At 61.4% G+C, this 19,869-nt stretch carries 10 protein-coding genes and 1 pseudogene; 2 read left to right on the top strand and 9 right to left on the bottom strand.

The genetic code is table 11. From position 1 onward, the window contains the following. The first annotated feature begins 21 nt into the window (after positions 1–21). Positions 22–651, top strand: a complete 630-nt coding sequence (locus AWB94_RS07270; protein ID WP_131805294.1) for a hypothetical protein — start codon at positions 22–24, stop codon at positions 649–651. Positions 652–666: 15 nt separating this feature from the next. Here the strand turns inward: AWB94_RS07270 and AWB94_RS07265 are convergent, their stop codons facing one another. The 3 genes and pseudogenes from AWB94_RS07265 to AWB94_RS07255 form a co-directional block, all read right to left on the bottom strand. Beyond that, the gene (locus AWB94_RS07265) at positions 667–3,801 is read right to left on the bottom strand and encodes a type I restriction endonuclease subunit R (RefSeq protein WP_062656856.1); all 3,135 of its coding nucleotides are present in this window, start codon (positions 3,799–3,801) and stop codon (positions 667–669) included. Between the two features lie 3 nt (positions 3,802–3,804). Next, positions 3,805–5,028, bottom strand: a complete 1,224-nt coding sequence (locus tag AWB94_RS07260) for a restriction endonuclease subunit S domain-containing protein (protein ID WP_062656855.1) — start codon at positions 5,026–5,028, stop codon at positions 3,805–3,807. Beyond that, positions 5,025–5,930: pseudogene (locus tag AWB94_RS07255) on the bottom strand (HsdM family class I SAM-dependent methyltransferase); the annotation flags it as partial. The pseudogene AWB94_RS07255 and the gene AWB94_RS07260, both read right to left, overlap by 4 nt. Positions 5,931–6,058: 128 nt before the next feature. Here AWB94_RS07255 and AWB94_RS07250 point away from each other — a divergent pair. After that, positions 6,059–6,568: a hypothetical protein gene (locus AWB94_RS07250; protein WP_062656854.1), complete on the top strand. Its 510-nt coding sequence runs from the start codon at positions 6,059–6,061 to the stop codon at positions 6,566–6,568. Between the two features lie 78 nt (positions 6,569–6,646). Here AWB94_RS07250 and AWB94_RS07245 read toward each other — a convergent pair whose 3' ends face one another. The 6 genes from AWB94_RS07245 to AWB94_RS07220 form a co-directional block, all read right to left on the bottom strand. Next, the gene (locus tag AWB94_RS07245; RefSeq protein WP_062656853.1) at positions 6,647–9,397 is read right to left on the bottom strand and encodes a tetratricopeptide repeat-containing protein; all 2,751 of its coding nucleotides are present in this window, start codon (positions 9,395–9,397) and stop codon (positions 6,647–6,649) included. A gap of 59 nt (positions 9,398–9,456) precedes the next feature. Then, positions 9,457–12,252: a class I SAM-dependent DNA methyltransferase gene (locus tag AWB94_RS07240; RefSeq protein WP_062656852.1), complete on the bottom strand. Its 2,796-nt coding sequence runs from the start codon at positions 12,250–12,252 to the stop codon at positions 9,457–9,459. Then, positions 12,249–15,551, bottom strand: coding sequence for a helicase-related protein (locus tag AWB94_RS07235; RefSeq protein WP_062656851.1), 3,303 nt, complete (start codon positions 15,549–15,551; stop codon positions 12,249–12,251). The genes AWB94_RS07240 and AWB94_RS07235 overlap by 4 nt, the downstream gene beginning before the upstream one ends. 87 nt (positions 15,552–15,638) lie before the next feature. Beyond that, positions 15,639–16,052 (bottom strand): hypothetical protein, encoded by a 414-nt coding sequence (locus AWB94_RS07230; protein ID WP_062656850.1) that lies wholly within the window; start codon positions 16,050–16,052, stop codon positions 15,639–15,641. Next, positions 16,049–18,193, bottom strand: coding sequence for a hypothetical protein (locus AWB94_RS07225; RefSeq protein ID WP_062656849.1), 2,145 nt, complete (start codon positions 18,191–18,193; stop codon positions 16,049–16,051). The genes AWB94_RS07230 and AWB94_RS07225 overlap by 4 nt, the downstream gene beginning before the upstream one ends. Then, positions 18,190–19,848: a hypothetical protein gene (locus AWB94_RS07220; protein ID WP_234811650.1), complete on the bottom strand. Its 1,659-nt coding sequence runs from the start codon at positions 19,846–19,848 to the stop codon at positions 18,190–18,192. Before AWB94_RS07220 ends, AWB94_RS07225 begins: the two co-directional genes overlap by 4 nt. Positions 19,849–19,869: the final 21 nt, after the last annotated feature.

Genomic DNA, 19,869 nt, shown 5'->3' with positions numbered 1-19,869 from the left:
GGTCCGGTGTACCGTTCGCCGGTGACCAGCACCGCCCGCCTCCTCGCCCAGCATCCCGTTCCCGTCTGGCAGATCGACACCGAGAACGAGTTCAAGATCAGCGCAAACGCCGCCCTCTCCGCGCTCGAAACGTGGTCCATCGCGGTGATGATCGACTCAGCTCCGGACGAAGGGGATCACTGGGTCACCTTTCGCGGGGTGCCGCTGGCGCGGCTCGCGGACGTGCTGCGCAACGGAATCGATGTGACCCCGACCGATGCTCCCATCTTCTGCACCGACGGGGTCGACAAGGCATTCGAGTACGCGCGGCCGGTCGGAGGCGGGACCGGTCCGGGGCTGATTCTGGCGCTGCGTGGTCCCCACCTCGAGCGCACCTTCCGGGACCTGGACGCCGATGCCTCACCGGCCGAGATCGCCGAGACCCGCGAAACCTACCCGCACCCGGCCGGTAACCCGGGTGGGCGCATCCGGTTATCTCGGCTGGCCGACCAGACCACCCCGGGCTACGAAGAGGCCTACGGCTACTGGATCCCCGGCAACGCATGCGAAGCGTTGATCAGCGTCTGCGTGCTGGGACAGGGCACGGGGGTCGACGAAGCGGTGGCCGCCGCGTTGGCGGCGGGCCAGGCGGATCCGATCGCGGCGGACTGATCCTGGCCGCTGTTGTCACGTCTCGGCGCTGGCTGCACCGCTCTCGTCGGCGGCGACCACCCGGTGAAACCACTTCGCGATGTCGGAGATCAGGCGGACACGGCCGGGGGCGTTGGTGAAGAAATAATCGCTCATCTTCTCGTGGGCGCCCTGGTTGTCGGCCACCGCACCGGTCACCGCATCGTCGAAGTCCGGTGACTCCACAAACTGCTTGGTGGAGTTCACTTTCGCCTGCTGCACCAGCGCGGCATCGTCGAGCAGCGACCGCAGCAACGCCTCCAGGAACGACACCTTTTGGGATTGGGTGAAGTCTTCGGAACCGAACAGGTCGTTGAGCCGGTCGAGCACCTGCTGGAACGCCACCATCGTCGGGTCGCGTGTCTCGCCGGACCCGACGCCGGTCATGCCGGTCAGGCCGATGCGTGAGCCGAGGCTGATGTCGGTCTTGCCGCGGTCGATCTGCTTGACCTGCTTGAGGACCACATCGGACAGGTCGATCGCCGCGGTGTAATTTTCCGGCCGAATCTTGGGCTCTAGCAGACGCAGATAGATCTGTTTCTTCTCCAGCGCAGGGTCACCGTAATTGATGATCTGGCTCATGAAGTCATACAGGCGCACGAACGAACCGACATCCTTGCGAAACAGGTCCAGCTCAGCCAGCGCCGCCTTATCGCCCTCGCCGCCGTTGTCGATCAACGCCGACTGATACAGGTCCGCGAATCGTTTGCGGCCAGGCTCTACCGCCGCCGACAGCTTGCCGTGCTGGCCGCGGAAGTGTGCATCTACGCAAGCGTCGATCTCATCGGGGGTGTAGATGGCGGCGGTGTCGAGCTTGGCTGACAGGTCGTGCACCAGGTTCGGGTCGGTGGTGGTCTCCAGGTAGGCGTCGGTGTAGTACGGCTCGAAGGCCTCGCGGATCGCGGCGGGCTCGTTGACGAAATCAACAACCTGAGTCAGCGCAGCGGTCTTCTGGATCCCCGACGGGGTGCGGTAGGTGCGGTTCAGCCGTGACAGAGTCTGCACCGCGGTGACACTGGGCAGTCGACGGTCGACGTACATCGCGCACAGCAGCGGCTGATCGAATCCGGTCTGAAACTTGTTGGCCACGATCATCACCCGGTACTGATCGCCGCGAAACGCTGTCCGCAGATCGTGTACGCCCGGGTTCATCGACGCCTCAGTGAAGTCCTCGGACCCCGACTCGGGATCCTGCACGGACCCCGAGAACGCCACCAGGGTGCCGTATCCATAACCCTTGCTCTTGACGAACTTGTCGATCGCCAGCTTGTAGCGCACCGCGGCTTTACGGGAGTCGGTGACCACCATCGCCTTGGCATGCCCGTCGAGCAGGTGCGCGACATTGACGCGGAAATGCTCCACGATGATCGCGGCCTTCTGCGCGATCGTCTGCGGGTTCAGCTTCACCCACCGCATCACCTCTTTGGTGGCCTGGGACTGGTCGACTTCGGTGTCGATGCCGGCGTTCTGTGCGATCTGGAACGCCAGCTTGAACGAGTGGTAGCCGGTCAGCACGTCGAGGATGTAGCCCTCAGCGATGGCCTGTTTCATCGTGTAGACGTGAAAAGGAGCCGGGTTGCCGCCACCGGCCGGCTCGCGGCCGAACAGCTCCAGTGTCTTCGCTTTCGGCGTCGCGGTGAACGCGAAGTAGGAGATGTTGGCCGACTCCGCACGTTCGGTCGCCTCCACTGCGAGCACCGCTTCGATGTCGATCTCGCCGCCGTCGCCGATGTCGTCGATCTCCTCCGACGTGAGCACCGATTTCAGCTTGCTCGCGATCTGCCCGGACTGCGACGAGTGCGCTTCATCGGCGATGACAGCGAACGTCTTTCCTTTGAGCCCTTTGTTCTTCCGGATTGCGTCCATCGCGAACGGGAACGTCTGAATGGTCACGACGACGATCAGCTTGCCGCCGGTCAGCGCCTGCGCCAGCAGGCCTGCCTTCGACTTGACATCGTCGCCGGCCTTGGCGATCGCGGATCGGTCAATGGCAACCACGATGCCGGCGTCGTTGTCGATCTGCTTGATCGCGTCCTGCAGTTGCGCATCGAGGACGTTGCGGTCGGTGATGACGATGACCGAGTCGAACACTTTCTTGTTGTCGACTTGCAGGCGCGCCATCCGGTGCGCTGTCCAGGCAATCGAGTCGGTCTTGCCCGATCCGGCCGAATGCTGAATCAGGTACCGCTTGCCGACACCTTCGGTGGTGACCGCGTTGGTGAGTTTGGTGACGACCTCCCACTGGTGGAAACGCGGGAATCGCAGCGATGCGGACCGGGTGGTCTTGCCGCTGATCGGGTCGGTGTGCGACTCGTGCTTGATGTACATGAGCCGGCCGAAAATGTTGAGCCAGGCGTCGCGCTGCAGCACCCGCTCCCAAAGGTAGGAGCTGCGGGGACCGGCGGGGTTGATCGGGTTGCCGGCCCCGCCGTCTTCGGCGCCACGGTTGAACGGCAGGAAGTGTGTTCTCTCGCCGGCTAGGGCGGTGGTCATCCACACTTCGGCTTCGGTCACCGCGAAGTGCACCAGTGCGCGGGCACCGGAGACGAACAGCGGCTGAATCTTGCCGGTCGCCGCGTCTTTTGGCTGCCGCGTTGTCCGGTACTGGTTGATGGCGTCGGTGATGGTCTGAGTGAAGTCGGTCTTCAGCTCGGCTGTCGCGACTGGGAGCCCGTTGATGAAGAACACCAGATCCACCGACCGCTCATCAGCCGTGGAGAAACGCACCTGGCGCATCACCCGCACCCGCACCGCGTCGTAATCGGTGTTGCGTTTCGTGTTCAGCGTGGACTCGGGTTTGAACACGCACATCTGAAACTTCGCGGACAGGTGTGAGAACCCTTTGCGCAGCAGATTCAGTGTCCCGCCGCCGTTGTCCATTGGTGTGTCAAGGACTTTGACGATCCGGTCAAGCAGCTGTGCCTGCTGCTTGGCGGCGTCCCCGGATCCGGGTTTGACGACCTTGGCCAGCTGCTCGGGCTGGGTGTCAGTTAGCCAGCCCACGATGTCTTCTGGGAACAGAGCACGTTCGCGGTCGTAGCCCTTGGTGGCGCCGGGGGAGTACAGCCAGCCGCGGGCGGCCAGGTACTCGGCGAATTCCTTCTCGAACTCGATCTCGTTGTGCACCGCCATGTCTCAGGCCACCTCGGCTCGGACGTCGATCTGACCGGTCACCGCGGCGGTGATCAACGCCGACCGGCGCTCCCGGGACAGTTCGATGAACTGCTCCGTCTCAGCGATCAGCGTGTCTATTGCCCGTGACCGATAAAGCCACTGCTCTACGTAGTCGCGCTGCTCAGCGATGCCCAGCACAGGAAAGGACAGTTCCCTAAGTGCTGCCACGTTGAAGTGGCCTTGGATGGCTCCGACTGAACCTTCGGTTATCCGCGTTTTGGTTGACGGGGCGTTCAGATACGCGACAAGAAAATTTGGGTCTACCTTGGGCCCAGGTCGAATTATCAGCAGGTCAATCGCGTTCGATTCGTCGAGGTCGGGCGGAACCACTGCGGCCGCGCCTGCTTGGCCGGTCCGAACGACAACCACGTCGCCGGTACGAAGGCGTGACTTCTCGTGCCGTGCGTCGCCCTCGGCTGATAGGTATACAAGATCGGTCGGATTGATGTATCCCGGGCGCACATTCAGACCTCGCAGCGCAGGCACACCACGCTCCACGTACCACGCTGCTGGATTAACCACGATTCCGACCGTTACATCGGCTGTTACGCGTTTGAGGGGGCACACAGCAGACGTACGACGAAGCAACTCATCTGCCACAGACCGGCGACGTTCCAGCAGCAGTTCGATCAGGTGTTGCTGCTCCTCGATGAGCGTCTCGATGCGGGCCGTTTCGCGGTCTAGGTAGGCGGCGATGGCACGCTGCTCTCCCGGCGGTGGGAGCAGCACCGGCAGCAGTCGGTAATCGTCGTTGTCGATCTCCACCTGGCCGATCCGAACACCGCGCGACAAGAGGGCGTAAGCGTGCGCGTACGGGGGAGATCGGAACAACCAGTTCAGATAGTCGGGGTCTTCGCTGTGGCGCGGCGCGAAGCAGATGTAGTGACCCGACACGATGCCCCGCAGCGAGGAGATTCCGACTGATCCTTGCCAGGCTTTCATTCTGTTGGTGACTAGCCACCCCGGGTGGACGAGCTGGTAGATGCTGCGGTTATCGGCGGTCTTGTTGAGGTTGTCTCGTGAGTCTTTGGCCACCACTCCGTAGTCACGGAACACTGACAGCATCTGTTCTTCCGGGTGGTCGATGTCTTTGATGCGCTCAAACATCGACCACAGCGGTCGCAGTGTCCAGCCGGGCTTGAGGGTCGGCAGCCAGTCGACAGCACTCGTCTCTACTAGCGTCACCCCTCCACCTCCCGCAGCAGTTCCAGGATCTTGGCGACCTGCTTCTCGAGGTCGGCGTCGATCTCGGCGAGAGGGCGCGGTGGCACGTACTTGTAGAAGTGGCGGGTGAACGGGATCTCGTAGCCGACTTTGGTTTTCTTCGTATCCACCCACGCGTCGGGTACATGCGGCAGCACCTCGGCCGCGACATACGCCTTTATCGTCGCGGCTCGGGCGGCGTCGCCGTCGGCGTTGCCGCCGTAGGTGAACGGAATGTTCTCAGTGTCACGTCTCTTCGGATCGGGTTTCGGATTGCCCTTGCTGTCTGTGACCAGGTTGCCAGCCTCGTCGAGCAGCGGCCGCTCGACGGTGATCGTCCAGTAGGCGAAGTCGTTGGCGGTGAACACTTTCGAGTAGTCGGGGTCGGCTTCGTCGAACGCGTCGTAGAGGCCCAGGATGCGGTCGCGGGCGTCGGCGTCGACCTCGCGGTTCTTCGACCCGAGGTTCTTTCGAATCTTGGTCCAGAACGCGGTGGCGTCGATCAACTGGACTTTGCCTTGTCGCTCAGCTCGTTTGGTGTTGTCGAGCAGCCAGATGTAGGTGGCGATGCCGGTGTTGAAGAACATGTTGGTCGGCAACGCGACGATCGCCTCCACCAGATCGGTCTCCAGCAGCCACTGCCGGATCTTCGACGGCCCGGATTCGGCCGCGCCGTTGAACAGTGGTGAGCCGTTGAGGACGATGCCGGCGCGGCCCCCGCCCTCGTGGGATGGGCGCATCTTGTGCGCGAGATGGGTCAGGAAGAGCATCTGCCCGTCGCCGACTGACGGCAGGCCGTGCGAAAACCGGGAACCCTGCGCGAGCGACTCTTTCTCGACTGTTTCTTTCGATGCCTTCCAGTCAAATCCGTACGGAGGTTCCGTACAGGCTTTCAGCGTGTTGCCGCAAAGCCCGACTCCTCATCGTTCCGACGCCCGCAGAGCAGCGGTCTGCGTTCCAAGGACAGGGATCGATCCGTTGGCTGTCGGCCCGCTCGGATAGCGTTTCAAGCATGTGGGTCTACACGCTGATCGGCACCATTCTTGGCGTCCTCGGATTCTTCATCAGCCTCTACAACCTCTGGCGTTCGCATCGGGAGCCGGTTCGGACTCTCCAACGGGATCGTCGGAAGTTCCTCAAGCAGTACTGCGAGGCGCTGTACCACAACACAAAGGCAGGTGAAGCCCAAGTTGCCAGGGGGCGGTGGCCAAGCGAGACAATGATCGATCAGCTGACGGCAGCGAAGGACGGTTTTGAAAAGCTAAGCAAGGAGCTGGTCGTCCCGACATCTGATTACCTGCTGGGTCTTCGTGACCGTGTAGTGACCGTGGAACAGGCAATCGAGTCACACATCATTCCCACCGACGACAGCGCGTTCGATGGGGTCATCCCAGAGGTCGTGCAGACTGCGCTCGCGCAGCTCAACCGAGACCTGGAGAGCACGATGGATGGTTTACGCAGAATCGAGCAGGGAGCCCTCTTGTATAGAAGGCAGTTCAAGGCGCTGGGGCCGGCAACATGAAAGTTCCAAGCGATTCAACGAGTCGCCGGCTGATCCGACTCACATCGATCTCGATGTGCAGCCGGACGCGGACTCTGTTCACTGTGTGCTGCTGAAGGTCTGCAGCACTTTGTGCTGCGCCGCCAGCCGTGCGGATTTCCCGGTCCAGGAGGCGTGTGTGGCATTCAGCGCGGCGTCGATCTCTGCGCAGGCCAGCTCGACATGGGTACGCATGTGCGGGCCCTCCGCGGCTGCGGCGAGAATGCGGTCGATACCGTCGGCGGCGGCATTAAACCGATGTAGGTGCAGATTCGCGATGATCTCGAAGTTGTCGAACATGACCTTCTGATACGCGGTTGGGTTAGCGCCGCGTGTCATCTGAATCAGTGCGAGCGCCTGTAGGTATTGGCCAGTCCTGAGAAACTGATCGATCTGATTGATTTTGTCGATCTCTTGCGGAGCCGGCAGCTGTTGTTGGTTGGCGATGCCAGCCAGCTCCTCGGCTACCGCGCGAGTCTCAGCGGTACCGAATCGGTTAATCGCCTGCGCAGCCTGTACGGCTAACCGGTAGATGATCTCCCCGCGCCGTGGTGCGTCGGTGAAATGCTCAATCTTCGCAATTTCATTGATCGCTTGCCGCGCGAAGCGCAACGCCCGCTGTTCTCCGAGTCCGCCAAGCTCGACGTCAGCAATTGCGTCGCACGCCGCCTTGGCTAAGGCGCACTGCGGATGGATAGTCGGTGTCACGTCGGCGAACTCGTCGAGCGCCTGCTCGATCAGTTCAACCCCGCGCTCATAGTTCCCGCGGGACGAATGGCAATTTGCGACCTCATACCGCAGATACAGGATGGCACAACGAAATACGTATGCATCGTGCTCGTCGGCGTCAGCGGGAATGTTGATGGTGTCGACAAAGTCGAGGATCCACTGAGCATGCACAAGTAACTGCTCGACCGGGAAGAACGCACCCGATGGCCGCAGCGCGATGATCCACCCGTATAGGTGCCCCATGAACAGGGTCACCAAATTCATGACCGATCCGTCGCGAGGTGCGGCCTTCACATGGATCGCGCGAAGGATCTCGTGCACCAGAGGGTGCATGCTGATCGTGTCGCTGGCCGGATTCGCGGACCCAGAAGCGTCTAGATAGGTGCGGCGCCGCGCAATGGTTTGGGTACGCAGGTTCGTCAAGAGGCGATTTCGGACATGGGGATCGGCCTCTACCGGACTCGGCGGCGAAGTCAGATCGAGCGTCGCCACCGTGCTATCGACAGTCTGCAGCACTAAGTTGACCGGTATAAGTTCCGGGGCAAAGAACGCCGAATGATAGATGAGCAGCTGCGTCGCCCGCCTGAAGTTCTCATCGCCACCGGTCTCGGACCCAATCTGCGTTACTGTAAATTGGACCGCCGCGAATGCTGTCCTGTCGAAACCCTCAGGAACCGCTGTTGAGTCCTCGAGGGCCTCGAGACTCTCGAAATACCTATCCGACAACAGCGCGACATCTTCATCGGCGTTGCGAAAGTATGACGCCGCCATAGCGATTGCGAGCGGCACGTGCCCCAGGCGCCGCACGACCCCGGCGACAGCGTCTGCATGTAGACCGGGCTCTATGCCGGCGTATGCCTCAAAGCATGCAGTCGCCTGATCGACGGTAAACGAGCCAACCGGCAAGGGCCGGGCGGTGTGCCACCAGCCCGTGCTGTTGGTCGTTGTGACGATCACGAACCCGCATCCGCTGGAGGGTATGAACGGTTCGATGTCTTGTCGCCGGCGAGCCCCGTCGAACACCACAACGAAAGGGCCGCCGCTGACCGCCAACTCCGCGCGGAAAGCAGCACCGACGTCACTACCGGTGTCGACATCGATACCCATCTGTGCCACGAGATCCTTGATCCGGGCGGCGAGCAGTTCAGGTGAGCGAGAATCGATCCAGCAGACGTGCTCGTAGAGGTGCCGATTGAGATGGCAAAAGTCTGCGGCAATGGTGCTCTTTCCGAACCCGGTCGTCCCAGAGAGTACGGCGACCTGAGGAATCCGCCCGGCGACGGATTGGTTGAAAAGATCTGTAAGAGTGGCTAGTTCATTTGTACGCGCCACGGCTGATGCCAGTCGAGGAACTTCAACGCCCAGCGGCACGCCCCAGTCGAATCGTCGCCTAGCGTGCGCTATCTGGTTATCGGGTAGACACAGCAAGTCGACAATTTCACTAGCCGACCATCTGCGCGAGGACAAATCGGCTGCGGCCTCGAACATGGAGTCGAGCATCATGGCCGTAAGCAAGGCAGCCGATTGTTCGCCTGGGCCGACGGCGTTGTCTCGCCGTATCTGGCGGACAAGGTCCAACACTGATTGCTTGACGTCCTCGACGCGACGATCATCACGCACAATCAGCCTGGCCGGTGTGGACTGGCCGGACGTAATCGACTGCCCAGTAACGGAGTACATCTCACCGTCGCCAGCAATCCGAGTAGGTGAGGCGCAGGCATTCACCAACTTCTTTGCTAGCGGCTTGTTCGTCAAGATGACGGCTTCATGTGCACCAGCACCCATTCGTTTGAATATCGCGGCAGCGTCTGAGTACCTCAGCGGGTTCATCCTTGAAGGCGCACGGGAGGACTTCACCTGGACGCGACGGACAATCTCTTCGCCCGCCGCAATCGCGAAATCGACCACATCATCGTCGGCCACGTCACTGCCGACGAGGTCGGTACGTGTCGGCTCGATTATGACTGCCAACTCGGCAGAGTCCTCGCCGCGCGCAGCGATGAGGCGAAGGATCTCCTCAGCTGTAGCAAGATACTGGCGCCGAAATCCATAGGACGCGACGGCGCCGCCGTCGCTCGTCATCGATATGGCCAATCATCCGGCATACGGACACTCGGCCCAAGGGTTGCCCAGCGCCCCACCTACACTCGCTTCCTTCGACGTTGGCGCGTCGGCTGGGCAGATGTAGCCGTGAGTGCTAAGTACCGGCTGAACAGTGCATCCTGTCGGTCCAGTTCGGTATCGAATTGGTCGGGAGCGTAGGCCTGATCAATTACCGCATCGATGCTCAGATGAGCTTCGACGACATCTTCGGGAATCGCGTCGACCGTGTAAAGGTCGGCCAGCGATGCACCTCCGTGTGCGGCACGAACTGTGAGGAGATGTTGCGCGGCGGCGCATGCGGCTTCGTATTGCGTATCGGAGAGCCGTGGGAGGGGGAAGGTGTAGTAAGTGTAGGTTTTTGAGAACCGTAGGTCGTTACGGATGCGTCCGCCGATTGCTTTCTGCCAGACGATGAACATGCTGGAGGAGATGACGGCAAGGGCAAATCCATCCGGGTCAGGGATGAGGAAATTGGCATTCCCGCAGATCACGTCGGCGTCGAACCGTGCGGCCGGGTAGAAACGGCGTCGCTCGCTTACGTGAGCGGGGACTGCGAGGTACGAAGTGGATGGTTGGGCAATCTGACCAAATAAGTGTGACGGGTGATTGCGCGTACTCGTCGTGGGGCTGTCACTGCCGCTACGGTGCGCCTGCACGGCTGCAAGACGGTCGGTTAGAACTGGGCTGATGGCCAGGTCTTCCGGCGTAGCGTCACGTAGCCAGAGGCACCATCGTTTCCGGTTGTGGATCAGCTCGCCGGCGCCGATAAAGCGCCGCAGATACTTCGCAGCGACGGGGTCCGCGGCCACTACATCATATTCTTCGGTTTCGACCAGGAGGTTTCCTCCGTCGTTGGGCATGCTGCCGAAACTGGCAGCAGGCAACTGCGCGCACAATGGGGTCCGGCGTGAGTCGACGAAAATGGTTGGCCCGTCGAATAAATAGGGGTTGATGTTGGCGGTATCGCGTCTCTCGGGCTGGCCATGACCACCGTCCGGGTATGTCCACAGCACCGGTTGAGGCGAGGTAGCGCGGTCGAATCCGACGATGGACACATGGACCCCGGCGCCCCCGGACGCTTCCGATTCCCACAGCAACGACTTGTAGGCAAAGCGGCATCGCCACCCTGCGTTAAGGATGGGGCGCCAGAGTCGAGCTACCGGCTCGCCCTGGCTGATTGAGCTTGTCGCCACGAACGCCCATCGTCCGTTGATCTTGCCGAAGTATTCGACCGTCTTCACGAACCATGCGGTGACATAGTCGAGATTGATTTGATAATCGTCTCCCCACACGGTTCGCAGGTCATTGGTTTGCTCGGCGCTGCGTTCACCGCGGCCACCGTAAGGCGGGTTGCCTGCGAGGATCACCGCCTCAGAGGTGGTGCACACGTCTTGCCACTGCACTCGAAGTGCATTCCCTACGGTTATGTTCGCCTGGGTCTGAATCGGTAGTCGTTGTGGTGCCTCGCCGAAACGTTCCTTGAGCTTGAGGTCGCATTGTCGGTCCACTAGGAACATCGCGGTTTCCGCGATTCGTGCTGGCCACTCATCGATTTCGATTCCGTAGAAGTGGTCGAGCGTGACCTTCAGTGCGAGGGTTGGGTCGAAGGCAAGCTGGGAGGCTCCAGTCAGTTCCTGCAGCCGTTCCATGATGCGCAGCTCAAGGTCGCGCAGTTCACGGAAGGCAACGATGATGAAGTTTCCGCAGCCACAGGCGGGATCCATGTACCGGATGTCACCAAGTCGTTTCCAAAGCCTTGTGAGAACACCCTTTTCGTCTTTCATGGTTCGGGCCCGGTCGAACTCAGCGCGGAGCTCGTCGAGGAATAGCGGGTTGAGGGTCTTGAGGATGTTTTCCTCGGACGTGTAGTGCTCGCCGAGTTCGCGCCGAGTCTGTGCGTCGCGAACCGATTGGAACATCGATCCGAAGATCGCTGGGCTGATTGTGGACCAGTCGACCACACAGGCATCGAGCACCGCTTCGCGGAAGTCCTTGCTGAGCACCGGCAGTGTGATCTTCTCTCGGAAGAGACCGCCGTTGATATAGGGCAGGACCGCGTCTATTCCACTCGACGCGGCGCCACCGGGCTTGTCGAGGGCTTCAAACAGATCGGTGAGTTGTTCTCCAAGTGTGGATCCGTCTGTGGGGGTCTGCATGTGAATGAACTCAAGGAAGGCGTCGGGTGCCGGTTCCCCCTGCTGGTTCTCCCACATTTCGGTGTCATCGCCGAACATCAAGAACAGAATTCGGGCGAGGATGACAGAGATCTCGTGGTCGCGCTTTGCGGCATCATATGAAGCCGGGTAAGCAGCTTCGAGCGCAGAGTACATGCGTGCCATGAGTTTTGAAGCTCGCTTGCTTTCGTTGCGTGCTTCGACATCGAACGCCTCTCGGACCTTCGTCAGTACGGTATTGGCGTCGAGCACGATATCGATCGGCAAGCGGATGACGTCGAGTCTGGCAGCGAAGTTGGGGTTGGCTCGGCCGTTGCGGTGCCGATGGCTCGTCAGCCTGGTTGATGTCGTGTTGTCCTTGGTGCGACGAGCCGGCCACCGCCAGACCTGCTCGTCGTCGTTGTGGAAGATGACCACTCGGTCTGTGGTCGTCTTCGCGATCAAGCGGTCGAGTTCAGCTTCGATCTTGGAACCGGGCTTGTCGTTGCAAACCCAGACGCGAAGGCCTTTGTAGGACGAGATATTGGTGGCGGTGTAGGTCTGCCCATCTTCGGCGGTGTACCTGATCGGCGGGGAATCTGGCGCACTCCAGTTCAGCTGGTGCAAGAAGAGTTCTTGGTAGAGGTGCTCCTCTACAAGGCTCAATGGGCTGTCGGTCATGCTTCACGTACTCCGATCGAGCAGACTAGTTTGATGTTGTCGGTCTCCGATGACTTGATGACCAGGCGGTCTTCTTCATGGAGCTGGTTGAGTAGGTCAGCGATGTCGTCGACGCTGTAGCGGTTTCGGCGGGCCTGGCTGAGCCGCATTGTTGCGTGCTCGGTGAGCGGCTGTGCGTGTAGCGCGTTAAGCGCGTCAGTTGCCTTCTGGGCGAACAATGTTCCAGCGAGGCGTTCCCACACCCACTTTCGGATTCCTTTGAGATTTCCGGCCGCGATCGCCTCAATCGTGAGGGGCCCGTGGACGAGTGCCGTTTGCCGGTCGAAATGATCGGGCCGGAGTTCCGCTGTCAGCGTGTCGATTTGGGCACGGAAGGTGCGCATCGCTTCCAGTGGCGTGAGTAGTCTCTCTGCGGTTGAGCCGTCGGGGTTCGTGGTCGAAGCAGCGAATGCGTCGACGCCGGACTCCGTACTGACAAAGCACGTGACGCTGCCAGCGTTCTCGTCGATGTATTGCTCGCGGGTACTGTGGACCATGTCTTGCATGCCGAGAACCTTTTTGGCGATCTGCGGGTGTTTGGTCTGTGCGTTGGACCAGACGACCCATGCCTCGCTGACGGCATCGGCCTCGTTGTCGGCTTCGTCAGCATCGTCGCTCACCTTGCCCTTGTAGAAGTCGTCGAGGATCTTGATTTCGGTGTCTCCGCCGAAGAACTGTTCGTCGGCACCGAATGCCTCGGCCGCGGCACCCAGCCGTGCGCGGATGCGCTGTCGGAGGTTGATCTGGGCTTCAACGTTCTCGTGGCTGATGAGGTAGACGAAGACTTGGTCTGACTTCTGGCCGACGCGGTCGACACGGCCGGCACGTTGGATGAGTCGGATGATCGCCCACGGCAGGTCGTAGTTGACGACGATGTGGGAGTCCTGGAGATTTTGGCCTTCGGAGAGCACGTCGGTCGCGACGAGCACGTCGATGGGGTCCGCTGGGTCTACTTCAGGAAGTTCTTCCTGCCCTGGGATCCGGTTGGAGTGCGGTGAGAATCGGCGGGCAATATCGGCGGGGTCGTCGGTGTTTCCTGAGACTACGGCAACCTTTTCCACGGTGGCTTCCTGTAGTGCTTGGGCAACGTATTCGGCAGTATCCACGTACTCGGTGAAAACGAGAACCTTCTCGCCGGGGTGGTCGTTGCGGAGCAGGTCGACCAATGCGTTGATTTTGGAGTCTCGGGTCGAGTCCCAGCTGCCAAACCGATCGAGCATCGTCGTGAGCATCTGGTTGTCGCGTTCGAGATCCTTGCGCAGCGTCGTCTTGAAGACTGTGGAGTTGACCCATTTCGTCTTTGCCGGGAGGTTTTTGCGGAGCTCCTCGTAGCGGCTTGCGAGCGAGCCGTGCGGTGTTGGGTCATCCTCGACGTCTTCATCGCTGACCGCGAACTGCTTGTCGGTGAACGACCCAATGGGGATGGGGAGCTCGTTGTCGATCGCATGCAGGAACAGCTCGTTGCGTGCCCGTTGGCGCTGCAACGACACGATGAACGAGTGCCCGGACGAGGACAACCGCTTGAACAATCCGGTGCGGACAAACCCGCTGACGTTTCCACGCCCGGAGCGAATGTCATCGAGGACCTTCGTGTCTGAGTCTGTGTGCGGTGCGCGTGGGTTGTCGTAGTCGGCTAGCCGGTAGCGTGGCAGCGCCAAAGTGCTCACGGCGTTGAGCGTGTCGTTGTCTTCCATGAGTCTTGCGGGATCGTCGTCGGCGAAGTCGTGGCTAAGCGGGCGGGCGATCCGGGTTGGGAAGTGGAACTTCTCACCGTTCGCAAACTGGAGGTACGGCTGTTGCTCGGTGGTTCCGTCGGGCAGGGTGACAGGTTCTGTCTTCGCCGTTCGCTTGATGAAGCTGCGGGTTCGCCGCACAAGGTGGTCGCTCATCAGCCGGCGCCAGTCCTCTGCGTGGTCGGAGCGTCGGAAGGCGGCGAGTGTGTTGATCTTCCCGTCGACTTTGTCGCGGAGCCCGGGCTCTGCGGCGAGTGCTGCTGTGGGGACGATGCCGAGGTCTTCGTCGTCATCGATATACAGCGCGATCTGGCTGGCGACGTCCTGGAACGCGAGGTTGTAGGGGGTTGCGGTAAGAAGCAACACCTTGGAGCTGTTGCGGCGGATGTACTCGTGGATGGCTTCGTAGGCAATGGTGCTGCTGTTGCGCAGGTTGTGCGACTCATCGCAGATGACCAGATTGAATCGTTTGAGCTCAGGAAGCACTCTGTCGGCCATCGAGTACGGGACCACACGCCCGTTGATCTCATACTTGTCGAGGTGCTTGGTCCACATGAGTTCGAGATTCTTCGGACACAACACCAGCGTCGAATAGTCCTCGGCGGACTGGAGCATCAACGCAGTCGCGATGGCCGTCAGCGTCTTGCCGAGACCAACAACGTCGCCCAGCATAGTTCCGCCTCGGCGAACAATGCGTCGAGCGAGCGTGCGGACTGCACTCTCCTGATAGTCGAGCAGCAGGTTCTGCATCGATGTGGGCAAGACGTAGCCGAGTCCATCCCGGGCATCTTGGGACAGTGCGTGGCAGACCTTGAGATAGACCTCAAATGGGGTGGGCTGTACGCCAGCCGCCCACGATTCGGAGATCAGCTGGATGATCTCAGCGGTGATAGGCAGCGAGAACCGGTCGGTCCACCGTGCTTCGAACCACTCGGCGATCTTGCTGTTGGCGTCGGAGTCTTGGACATCGATGTTCAGCTCTAGATTCGTCGTCAATCCGGCGTGAGTGAGGTTCGACGACCCGACGTAAGCCCATCGTGAGCCGTGGCTCTTTCCCGGGGCGTGAAACAGGTAGGTCTTTCCGTGCAGTGGCTTCTCGGTGAAGACCTTCATCTGCACTGCGCCGTCCTCCAACTGCCGCTTCAGCGCCTGGAGGGTCCGCTGTCCTTCGACGGTGGCCAGCCCACGCATCAGCTGGTTCCGTAGATGCTTAACGAGCTGGTCGCGGCGGGCAAGTGCCTTCTCCCGGTCGTGTATATCTGCCCCGTAGCCCGGGGGCTGAACCTCGCGCTGCAGGCCGTCGAGGATTTCCTGCGAGTCCGCTGGCGCGACCATCCCAATGAGTACCCGAGCAACAGGCTCTGCACCTGTTCGAGCCTTTGTGTCGACGATGTCGGCCATGGTTGACCAACCGCGCAAATCGAGGTAGCCGGTCGCCACGTCGACCGTGTCGAAGTCCTTGAGCGAGACGCGCAGTGCGTCCTTCAAGCGTGTGTCGTCGCTGAGGTTGTCAAAGAGGTTCGGCACTGGTGGTCATGTCCTCGAAGTCTGAGTGATCTGGACGCAAATCCGCCGCAACCCTGTCACTGCTGCAGGCGGTCACTTCACGGCGGGCTATCCCTTCCCTCCTGCCCGCAGCGGAACGATTTTGTCAGTTTGGGTCCGATTCAATCGCAGCTCATGGTTCTCGAGTGCCAGTACGTCAATGATTCGTTCGAGTTGATGGATCGTGGCGGTGAGAGCGGTGACGTTGGCGGTCAGTTCCCTCACCTTCTTCGCGGCGTCAGATTTCTCTTCGCGGAGCACCTGCAGGATCGGCGGCTCCGCGTTGGTGCTGGTGATCCGGGCACGAAACTCGTCCTGGAGGTCGGTGTGCCGGTGCGTAAGCACCCACCGTTTGACACGTGCCTCCTCGGCAAGGGACTTCACGGTGAGCTTGCCGTCGGAGTGCAGTGGTTTGCCGTCGATGAGTCGGTCCATCGCGTCGCGGATCACGCGGCGCACATGCTCGTCAGCGTGATCGGTCATCGCGACTTCCCATTGTTTTGATGTTCGTCGACGATGGCTTGAAGGGCAGTGATGCGTTGTTCGAGCCGGCCGCGTAGTGGTATCGGCGTTGTGGGAGAGTCGATCTCGTCCTGGTACTGCGTGATGGCGTCCCGGATCTGAGCGATGTTCTGGTCAGTTCGGGCGATGTTGCCGCATCCGGGTTGGCAGTGTGAGACATCAGGTGAGCGGTGCTGGCTTGCCGTGACCTGTCGGTCGGGGTGACATAGCGCCTTGGACTGGTCATAGCAGCAGGTGACGAACTGTTGCGGGTTGTCGTAGATGCGTAGTTTGGGGTTGGCGCGGAGTGCGGCCGCCTGCTTGGTGCTCATGTAGCGGCCGCGGAATTGCCTCTCGAACAGGTGGATGGCCTGGGTGTATCGGCCTGCGGCCGGGCCGCTGACCTGTTCACCGTTTTCGAGGCGTTGGTGTGCGTCTTCCAAGTAGTCGGCTCGGGCAAGGGCTTCCTCCATCGGGAAGACATCTCGTAGGCCGCTGGCGACCCGCGACCCGTAGCCGTCGGTGGTGTAGCCGCGCAGGTGTCCGTACTGCACTCCGAGGGCTACTCGGCCGCCTGGTTTGCGGTAGATGAACCAGGCCAGTGTTCGTCTGAACCGCTTGACGGTCACCGATCCCTCCGGATCGGCGGGGATCGCCTCGTACGTACGGCCGAGTCTTGTGGCGGCGTCATTGCTCCAGGCGATCAGGTCCTGGATGCGATCGCCGACCATGCGGGCGTGGACGGCCTTGCCGTTGTTGACCGTGCAGGGCCACAGTGAGAATCCCTCGATCGGGAACAGCAGTCGCGAGGATGGGTTCAGTGCCTCCATCGCCGCGACGGCTTTCGCTACGGGTGCGATGGCCAGCCAGGGTTGTTCTCGTTCGACGCCGGCGGGTATGGCGTTGCCCGACTTATCAAGTGCGCCTTTGAAGGTTCTTCCATGGATGCGGTAGTGGAGTTGCCCGGTGGTGGGGTCGGTGTGGGTTCGGCAGCAGCCGCGCTCCAGTGCGCGGCACTCCTCGCCTCGCATCCCGGTTAGGTAAGCGACGACGACAAACGCGGCGGTGGCCAGGTGGCGGCACAGCTCCTCGACCTCGTAGAAATTGATGGCCGGGATCCAGTCTGTTCCATCGATGGAACCCGTGATCGGCATGGGCAGGTGTGCTTCCTCGCTCAGCGTCAGGCTGCCGACCAGTGGTTGCGTGTTGATGACCTTGGTTTCTTCGGGAGAGAGACCGAGCTGCCAGCCGATGAATCCCTTTGCCAGAGAGCGTATGTGCGGTCTGTTACTGCTCACCCATCCGGGTAAGGTCTGTGATCCGTGGCGCCGCTGCTGGACATAGGCGCGAAACCGTGGATAGGGGTCGAGGATTTGAAGGCTGGGCGGGATACCGCGCGGTGTCGCTTTCAGTGCCTTTGCGGCGAGGATGTCGTCGCTGAAGTCGGTGACGAAACGCAGCGCCCACACGAGTAGGCTAGCCATCGTCTGCGGATGGATGGGTGTGGTCTTGTTTTCGCTCGACCAGTTCGCAGCGCCGAGAACCGAGTTGCGTCCGATAGGGCTGTTCTCCCATGGTGGGCGTACGAGGCGTTCAGCTTCAGCGAGGTAGGGCGCGTAGAGCCAGGCACGGGTGACGGCGAAGAGCATGTTGCCCACGTTCTCGCGTGAGCCGCGGTGTCGTTTGAGGTGCTCGGCATATTCGTCGTAGATGTCGTCGGTGACCGCGCTGAACTCGTGAATGTCCTTCTCTGCCAACCACGTCATCCACTGCCGCAGGAATCGCGCGAAGGTGCACACCGTCACTGGTGCGAGCCGACTGCGCGCGGCGGAAGAGCGTTCCAGATCCTCGACGGGTGTCGGCTTGTTGATGCTCGCCCAGATCAATCGCTTGGCCGTGGCGACGTAGCGTGGCGGGAATGTATCGAAGACGATGCTCAGCGTGCCCGACACGGTCTGTTTCTGCACCAACGGTGTGAGATCCCACCGGTTGTCGCCCACGGTCGAGAGATTTCCTCGCTGTGCTTCAGGCACCCGTTCGATGTCGGCGATCACCGGTTCGGCGTCGTCAAGTTCGAGTTGACCAGTCTGCTGCGGCCACGAGTTGGCTGGCGCGGTGCTCACGCGTCGAGATTCCTTCCGAGGAGCGCAGTGACGACTTCACGGTCAGCGTCGGTGACGTGGCGGCGGGCATCGCCGATCTCGGCCTTGGTCGCGTTCTGGTCGAGAATCGCTTGCAGTCGGGCGTAATGGTCCCGGTAGTCCGTCTCCCACCGGGCCGGCGCGACGAGCGTGGCGACATTATCGAGGGCATCCAGCAGTGTGACCAGGCGCGGTAGATGCGCGGGAGTGATAACGGCGTTCGTGCAGGTAAAGCAGGCGAAGAACGAGGCCGGGCACGGTTCGCCCGCGGTGGCGGCGAACGGGCTGTTCAAGAAGTCGGTGCACGCGGTGGTGGCGGTATCGAGGTGTCCTGCAAGCAGCAGCTTCAGTGTCGGCACCGGGATACCCAGTTGTGTCGCGGCGGTTTTCGGATCTCTGCGGGCCGCAATCACTTCGGCGGCACTCATCGAGCGGATGGCAACCGTGGCCCTGGCGTGGGCGACGGCATCGGCCTGCCCGTCAATGATGGTGTCGGCGGCCCCTTCTGCGGTGGCCGGGTCAGGGCTGCGGTAGGTGTCTTCGCTGACGGATTCGCTGTTCTGCCGGGCATGTTGGTTCAACACCTGCTCGGACAACCGCAACCGTCGCAGACTCACCCGCAACGGTGTGCCGTCGTCTGCCAGCAGGCCGGCATCGGCCATGTAGTGATCGCCGATGCCCGCGGTCAACCATTCCCGCCGGAACGGGCCCTCGTTGGTGAGGTTCTTATGCCGGTGGGCGATGAGCAACTTCTCCGACGGGGTTCCGAGTGCATCGAGTGCGGTGCGGCACGGCTCGGTCAGGCGGACGGCATTCTCCCAGAGCTTCCCGGCCTCGCCGGCGAGGATTTCGGCGCTGTAGCGCTTGGTTCCTCTTCTCGGTTTGTCGGTGTTGACGGTGTACACCGGGTCTTCTGAGGCACCGTCGGATGCCCTGAACGACGTCACGGTGAGGTTGTCCATCACGGAGAGGTTGAACCCTCGTTCGCACACGAGAAGGACCATCAGGCAATAGATTTCCCGGATCGACGGGAACAGCGCCTGCGCCGGACTCGACACGCCAGTCAGGTCGAAGCGGCCCTTCAATACCACACGGTTAGCGAGGTACTGAGAGGGAAGCATCCCGTTTCGCGACAGATATTCCAGGAGCGATCCGGTACTCCACCGTGCCCCGCCGACATTGAACGTGATCCCGTCACCGACATCACCGACCTCGCGGAACCGGTGCAGCTTCTCGGTGTTGGTGCGGATCCTGCGGAGCGCTTGGCGGACCTCACCCTTGGCGGCACTGCGGATCCGCTCGAACTCGTCGCGACTGTAGGAATCATTCTCCGGCAATCGTTTCCGAGGCTTGACCGCCTTCGCGCGCATCGCCTTCCGTGTGGTTTCGGGAAGTCGCGGGGACTCCGACAACACGGTTCGCATGAGGTTCACTTGCCCCGGCCAGCGGGCCTGGCTTTCCTTGACAGTCCGCCACGCCCACCACACCTCGGGCCCGAAATCGGCGACCGAGTGGACCTCAGGAAACTCCGTACCCAGGTAGGTGATCAGTTGCCGCGCGGCGCTCACCGCCGCATCAACGGTCGCCAGTGTGCGCCAACGACCACCGGATTGGGAACCGTTCGCCAGTGCGGTCACCAGGTCGTCGATCAGTTCAGC

Origin of the sequence: Mycolicibacterium canariasense (assembly GCF_002101555.1) — a bacterium.
In the GTDB taxonomy this organism is placed as follows: Bacteria; Actinomycetota; Actinomycetes; order Mycobacteriales; family Mycobacteriaceae; genus Mycobacterium; species Mycobacterium canariasense.
This window is presented reverse-complemented; position numbering and strand designations above follow the sequence as displayed.

Bases quoted from the DNA above. Each gene is read 5' to 3' on its own strand.
- AWB94_RS07265 (WP_062656856.1), bottom strand. From the start codon at position 3,801: ATGGCGGTGCACAACGAGATCGAGTTCGAGAAGGAATTCGCCGAGTAC.
- AWB94_RS07250 (WP_062656854.1), top strand. From the start codon at position 6,059: ATGTGGGTCTACACGCTGATCGGCACCATTCTTGGCGTCCTCGGATTC.
- AWB94_RS07245 (WP_062656853.1), bottom strand. From the start codon at position 9,397: ATGACGAGCGACGGCGGCGCCGTCGCGTCCTATGGATTTCGGCGCCAG.
- AWB94_RS07240 (WP_062656852.1), bottom strand. From the start codon at position 12,252: ATGACCGACAGCCCATTGAGCCTTGTAGAGGAGCACCTCTACCAAGAA.
- AWB94_RS07230 (WP_062656850.1), bottom strand. From the start codon at position 16,052: ATGACCGATCACGCTGACGAGCATGTGCGCCGCGTGATCCGCGACGCG.